Raw genomic sequence first — 6,269 nt, 5'->3', positions numbered from 1 at the left:
CGCAGCGGATCTCGAGATTGCGCGCGCCGTTCAGCATCGTCTGCTTCCGCAGCAGCTTCCTCATATTGATTCGCTGGACTACGCGGTGAAGTACCAACCGGCCGGTCAGGTCGGCGGCGATTACTACGATTTCCTACCCGCGCTTGACGGTTCCACGGTCTTTGTGGTCGCTGACGTGTCCGGTAAGGGAATTTCTGCGGCCATCCTGATGGCGACGATTCAAAGCTTCTTTCGCTCGCGCCGGCCGGAAGAGTTCGGCGATCTTGTGACACTATTGACCTCGCTGAATCGGCTCTTTCTTGAGTCCTCGCCCGTCGAGCAATACGCGACTCTATTCCTGATGCGCTACTCCGATCGAACCCGCAAGGTCGATTGGGTCAATTGCGGGCACACCTCGCCCTTGTTAGTGAAGAGCGACGGCGGCCTTGAGCAATGGGACTCTTCCGCGACAGTACTCGGTATGTTTCCGGGCTGGAGCGGCCGTGAGCGGCAAGGCATTCTAGGGGCGGGCGATACTCTCCTCGTCTTCTCCGACGGACTTACGGAAGCGGCGGACCCGAACGGCGAAGAGTTCGGCATGGACCGGCTGACGTCGACCCGCGCGTCGTGGCCTCACCGCACGCCCGCGCAGTTAGTCGAATCGATAGCCGGCGACATTCGCCAACACGCCGACGGACGCTTAGCGGACGACCTGACTCTACTCGCCCTGCGCGGCCGAGCGGTCAATGAACAGCGGCGCGATCGATGGCAGCGGCTGAGTCCACCGGATCCCATGTCTCGTTCCATTGGCTCAGGAATGTGACCTCATGCTGCCGTTCGTTCGTTTAGTTTAGGAGGCCGTGCCGAAAGTTCGAAAAGACCGCTTGCTTGCGCGCGCGGCTCAGTAGATTCGTTCCGTTACGGAGCCGCGACCGTGAGGGAGCCGGTTTTGACACAGGCTGTTTAGGGAATTCGTGATGTTATATTGGAGTCGCGCAAGAGGGCGCATCCGGTCCGCGGAAAGGACAGAAGTCCACCTGTTAGCAACTTGAATCTCATCGAACTAACTTTCTGCCTGTGAATGCGGACTTCAGGCGTAATCACGAAAGGAAGTTCGCAATGCCAACCAAGCGCCTGCCGCAGCAGGCGAATATCGATCATCTGAAGTACCAGGCGAGAGACTTGCTATCCGCGCACGCGGCTCGCGATCCGCAAGCTGCCCAGCGGATCCGGGAGTTTCTCCCGAAATTCAGCAAACTGCCGGACCCCGCTATCTTTGACACACCGCTAAAACTAACTGACGCTCAACTAATGATTGCCCGGGAGTACGGATTTCAGAGTTGGGCCAGGCTCAGGCAACATCTCGAAAAGCCGGCGGATCGGACGCTCCCACTTGAGTTTGGTCAAGCGGTGGCTCTAATCGATGCAGGCGATACCGAGGGTCTGCGCGTCCTTCTGAAGAAGCACCCTAGTCTAACTCAACAACACGTTACTTTCGAAGGGACTAACTACTTTCGCAACCCGACGTTGCTGGAGTTCACTGCGGAGAACCCGATCCGGAACGGAACCCTGCCGGCGAACATCGTTGAAGTGGCGGAGATCCTGATCGCCGCGGGCGCGCCCCTGCCGGCGATCCATGAAACGCTAGGCCTGGTCTGTTCCGGTCGCGTACCGCGCGAATGCGGCGTTCAGGTTCCGATGATCGAACTACTTTGCGATGCGGGCGCCGACCCGAATATGGGCATGCTACCCGGACTGACGCATGGCGAGTTCGAAGCGGTGCGCGCACTGCTACGGCTGGGAGCCGCCCTGACGCTGCCCGTAGCTGCGGCAATCGGATATACGGCAAACGCCGGGCGGCTGCTAGAAAAGTCGAGCGAGGAAGACCGCCGTCTCGCGCTTGCATTTGCCGCGCAATTTGGACGCCTGCATATAATCCGCTTGTTACTCGATGCCGGTGTGGACCCGAGCGGTTACAACCCTGTAGGCGCCCACTCGCATTCCACACCCTTGCATCAGGCTGCGCTCGCCGGCCATTTCGATGTAGTTCGCCTGTTAGTAGAACGCGGCGCCCGCCTCGATCTGAAAGACACGGTGTTCCAAGGCACGCCCCTCGGTTGGGCCCAACACGCCGGGAATAAAGAGATTGAAGAGTACCTGCTTACTCGTGCCTGAGCGCCTGCATCGGGTCTATCCGCGCCGCCCCCCGTGCAGGCATGAAACCGGCGGTCAAAGCGACTCCGAGCAAAAGCAGCGCCGCCGCGCCATATGTCAGCGGATCGTTTGGTTTCAACCCATATAACATCGAAGCTACCAGGCGCGTCAAACCGAACGCCGCTACGATTCCGGCAACGACACCCGTGAAAGCTAGTAGCGAAGTCTCACGGAGCACCATCGAAAGCACCTGGCCGGCGCGCGCTCCCAAAGCCATTCGGATTCCGATTTCATTCGTGCGCTGCGAGACCGTGTAAGCCATAATGCCGTAGATCCCTATGCTGGCAAGGATCAGGGCGAGTATCCCGAACGTCGTGGTAAGAGTAGCAAACACACGCTCCTGCGTAAGTGTCGCATCGATCTGTTGCGTTTGACTGCGTACGTCCAGCAATGGAAGATCCTTATCGATGGATCGCACCGCGCGCCGGACTTCGGCGACGATACTTCCCATACTTGCAGCGGTTTTCAGCTCGAAGGTCATCGCGCCCGCGTCTTCATCGTGCGACTGTAAGTAAGGTAAGTACAGCGTTGCCGGGACGTCCTGACGGATGCTGCTGTACTTAGCGTCGGCACTTACCCCAACGATCTCGATCCGTGGAGTTCCAGCGGCGGCGCCACATTCAGTCAACGTTCTGCCGACCGGATTCGCGCCGGGGAAGATCTCCTTCGCCATTCGTTGGTTGATCACCGCGACAAGCGGTGCGTTCTGCGTATCGTGAGCATTGACACTGCGGCCGGCGATAATCGGGATGGCAAACGTCTCGAAGAATCGCGGCCCAATCGTGTTCACAAACACGTGTTCCTGTACCGGCAGACCGGCGGGCTTAGGGATCGGCTCATAGCAGTTATCATCCATGTTGTTGGCCAGCAGGGCTTCACCCGACAGCGTCCCCGATTGAACTCCCGGCAGCGCGTCCACGCGCTCGCTGATCCGCTGGAAGAGCGCCGCCCGTTGTTCGGTCGAGTACTGGGACTTAGGAGGATCTAACGCAAAGAGCAGAATGCGCTCGGGATTCAACCCATACGACATTGTTCGTAAGTTAATCAGAGTACGCAGGAATAAACCTGCGCCGACGACCAGTAGTAACGATAAAGAGACCTGAAACACAACCAGAAACTTACCGAGAGTAGCCTTCGACCGGCCGGTACTCATCTGGCCGCTTTCTTTGAGCCCCGCGTTGACGTCGCCACGTGTGCTGCGCCATGCGGGCGCAACCCCGCATAAGATACCGGTGAGGACCGTCGCCGCCACGGCAAAGAAGAACACCGTCCAATCCATCTGCGGCTCGATCGACCTGGGACTCCACGAGTCTTCAAACAAGCGGGGGATCAGATTCCGCCCCCAGTACCCGAGCAGCAGACCAAGGCCGCCCCCAAGCAACGCCAGAAGCATCGCTTCGGTCAGCACTTGCCGAATAACACGCCACGCGCCTGCGCCAATGGCTAGCCGGAGACTGATCTCGCGCCGGCGCGCCGCGGCACGCGCCACTAATAAGTTCGCCAAGTTAGCGCAGGCAATCAATAGCACCACGCCCGCCACGGCAAGTAACACGTAGATGGGCAGCTTGAAGTCGTCGGTCTGCACATCCAATCCACGGCTTCCCGGCGCTAAGAAGAATCGGGGACGATCCTTCTCCGTCTTGTCCGGAATTGTGGCGTGGAACGCGCTATTAAAGGCGACCTGCATCGCAGCTTCCGCGGCTGCATCCGTAACGCCGGGCTTCAAACGCCCCTCGACAATGAGCCACCAGAAGCTATTGGCGGACATAAGTGGACCCCTTGGGTTCGGAATTACCTGGGGCTGCAGATGGATCGGAAAGAAGACTTCCGGTGCTCCCCCGGCTTTGGCGCCTCGGAACTCCGGCGCGTTAACGCCGACAATGGTGACGGGCACGCGATTCAACTGAATCGTCCGCCCCAGCACATCGGCGGAACGGCCGAATCGCCGCGCCCAGAAGGCATCGCTGATCACAACCACTCCCGGCGCGTCCGCAGTATCGTCGGTTGGATTGATCCCTCTGCCGGCGATCACTCGAGGCGCCAGTACTTGGTAGAAGTTACCCGACACCAACATGCCATCAACGGGCTCTGCCTGTCCGTCCGCCGTGACCGTCAACTTATAAAGGTCCTTGAAAGCCACCAGATCGTCGAACACAGGGTTATGTGCTCGCATCTGCTGATACAACGCGTAAGGGAAAGGCGTACCTGCCATCTCGCCTGGACGGCCCCTGCTAAAGCTTCCCCAAGCCGGCCCCGCTTTCGTATTCGGTCCCCGCGCCCACCAGAACATCCGCAGCCGGTCCGCATGCGGGACGGCCATGTTACGGAACAGAACTTCCTTCGCCAGAGTAAAGATAGCTGTGTTCGCGCCAATGCCGAGAGCAAGCGATGTCACTGCGACTACAGTAAAGACAGGACTTTTGCGCAGGACGCGCCACGCGTAAGTAATATCGCCGCGAGTCTCGTCCCAGAGGCGAAGACCTAATGACTCCCGGCACTCTTCTTTCTGCATCTCGATGCCGCCGAATTCAACCCGCGCCCGACGGAGGGCTTCCTCGCTCGAAAGTCCTCCGCGCATTAGATCCTGCGCATAGCTTTCGATATGAAATTGCAGCTCCGCATCCATGCTCTCTTCCATCCGGGTGCGGCGGAACAGCGAACGCAGCCACGAGCGAACTTTGGCCCGCATCATCGACGGGGTCACCGCGCTTCCTCCGGGACGGCACTAAGTATCCCGTCGATTACTTCGCTCATGAGGCTCCACTTCTCTTTCTCGGCTTGTAACTGACGTTTGCCCGCCGCAGTGAGCCGGTAATACTTCGCTTTGCGCTTGTTCTCGGACTCGCCCCACTCACTGGTAATCCAACCCTGATGTTCCAGCCGGTACAAGGCCGGGTAGAGGGATCCTTGCAGAATTTCCAGACGGCCATTCGAAATCTGCTGGATCCGCAGTAAGATCCCGTATCCGTGCAGCGGCCCCAGTGAGGCAGCCTTTAAGATCAGCATGTCCAAAGTGCCTTGCAACACTTCGAGTGGTTTGCCCAAGCGTTCTCTCCTAGATGTTCTAGGAAGATGATAGACAAGTCTCTCCTAGTCTGTCAAGGAGAAAGATTAACCCGCTGTTGCTGAAAACTCAAAGCGTTGCTGCTGAGGGTTCGGCGCGGGGACACTCGTCGCGCGACGCTGGTTGCGCAGCATCGCGGCCGCGAACTGCCACGTCGGACCGGGAGTATCCCGCCAGGGGGCCGGAACCGTTATCCTGCAGCCGCCGCCGGGCGCGATCTCGACTAACCCGCACTCCACAGGTAGATCGGTAAGTGGGAGCAACCCGGCGGGCGTGACGAAGTAGAACTCGTTGGAGAAGCGCATTCCGATGCGCCGCTTCAACGGCTGCCGCATCTCGCATAAGAAGTCCGCACGTGAAAGCTTCACTTCGTAGCAGATGCGCTTCATTCCTAAGTGCGGAAAACAGTTGAGCGCGAACGCGTCCAGGCGCTGCAACGCGGCTTTATGACGCCCGGTCCCGACGCGCAATTCACGCAAGAACACCCACTCGGATTTGCGCAGATGCAGCTCCGCCTCTACGGCGTTCAGCATCGCATCCGCGCTTAGTTCCGTCGCGCCCGGCATGCCACCTATTGTCGCCCGAAACGCCATCCCGAGATTAGATCGAGCTGTATCTCTACGCGACGCTACTCAATGAGCCCTCCCTACTCCTTCCGCACCGGCCAAAGCCAAAGACCGGAGAGAAGTATCCCCACCGCACCGATCCACATGGCGGACTGAACGCTGATGAAGCTGGTGAGTACACCCGCGATCAGCGCGCCGATGGGGAGCATGCCACGCGAGGCGATCTGCATGGCCGCGTTGACACGGCCGAGGAGTTCCGGCGGCGTAACCCGCTGGCGCAGCACGATTTCGTTGACCGCGTACAGGCTCCATGCGAAGTCGCCGAATAGCTGCTGGCAGCCGAGGAACCAGACGGCGCGGGCTGGGTACAGTCCCGCGGCCGGAATCAAAAGGTAAGCGAAGCCCATGAAGATGGTGGCGGTGAAGAAGGCGTGCCCCGTCCCCAG

Annotated in this window: 5 protein-coding genes and 1 pseudogene; 2 read left to right on the top strand and 4 right to left on the bottom strand. The window is 59.4% G+C overall.

Annotated elements, in window-relative coordinates:
• Positions 1–802: PP2C family protein-serine/threonine phosphatase (locus H1Y01_RS11900; protein WP_180540740.1), on the top strand; the 802-nt coding region annotated here is incomplete at its 5' end.
• A 296-nt stretch (positions 803–1,098) separates the two neighbouring features.
• Complete coding sequence (locus tag H1Y01_RS11895; RefSeq protein ID WP_180540739.1) at positions 1,099–2,154, top strand: ankyrin repeat and protein kinase domain-containing protein; 1,056 nt, start codon at positions 1,099–1,101, stop codon at positions 2,152–2,154.
• Here H1Y01_RS11895 and H1Y01_RS11890 read toward each other — a convergent pair.
• From H1Y01_RS11890 to H1Y01_RS11875, 4 genes and pseudogenes are all read right to left on the bottom strand, one after another.
• Positions 2,141–4,897 carry an ABC transporter permease gene (locus H1Y01_RS11890; RefSeq protein ID WP_180540738.1) on the bottom strand — a complete coding sequence of 919 codons (2,757 nt, stop codon included), beginning with the start codon at positions 4,895–4,897 and terminating at the stop codon, positions 2,141–2,143. The two genes, H1Y01_RS11895 and H1Y01_RS11890, sit on opposite strands and share 14 nt — an antisense overlap.
• Positions 4,894–5,238 (bottom strand): PadR family transcriptional regulator, encoded by a 345-nt coding sequence (locus H1Y01_RS11885; protein WP_180540737.1) that lies wholly within the window; start codon positions 5,236–5,238, stop codon positions 4,894–4,896. Before H1Y01_RS11885 ends, H1Y01_RS11890 begins: the two co-directional genes overlap by 4 nt.
• 66 nt (positions 5,239–5,304) lie before the next feature.
• Complete coding sequence (locus H1Y01_RS11880) at positions 5,305–5,823, bottom strand: hypothetical protein (protein WP_180540736.1); 519 nt, start codon at positions 5,821–5,823, stop codon at positions 5,305–5,307.
• An 80-nt stretch (positions 5,824–5,903) separates the two neighbouring features.
• Positions 5,904–6,269: pseudogene (locus tag H1Y01_RS11875) on the bottom strand (hypothetical protein); the annotation flags it as partial.

It is taken from the genome of Nevskia soli (assembly GCF_903970205.1).
Classification (GTDB): Bacteria; Acidobacteriota; Terriglobia; order Bryobacterales; family Bryobacteraceae; genus Bog-113.
This window is presented reverse-complemented; position numbering and strand designations above follow the sequence as displayed.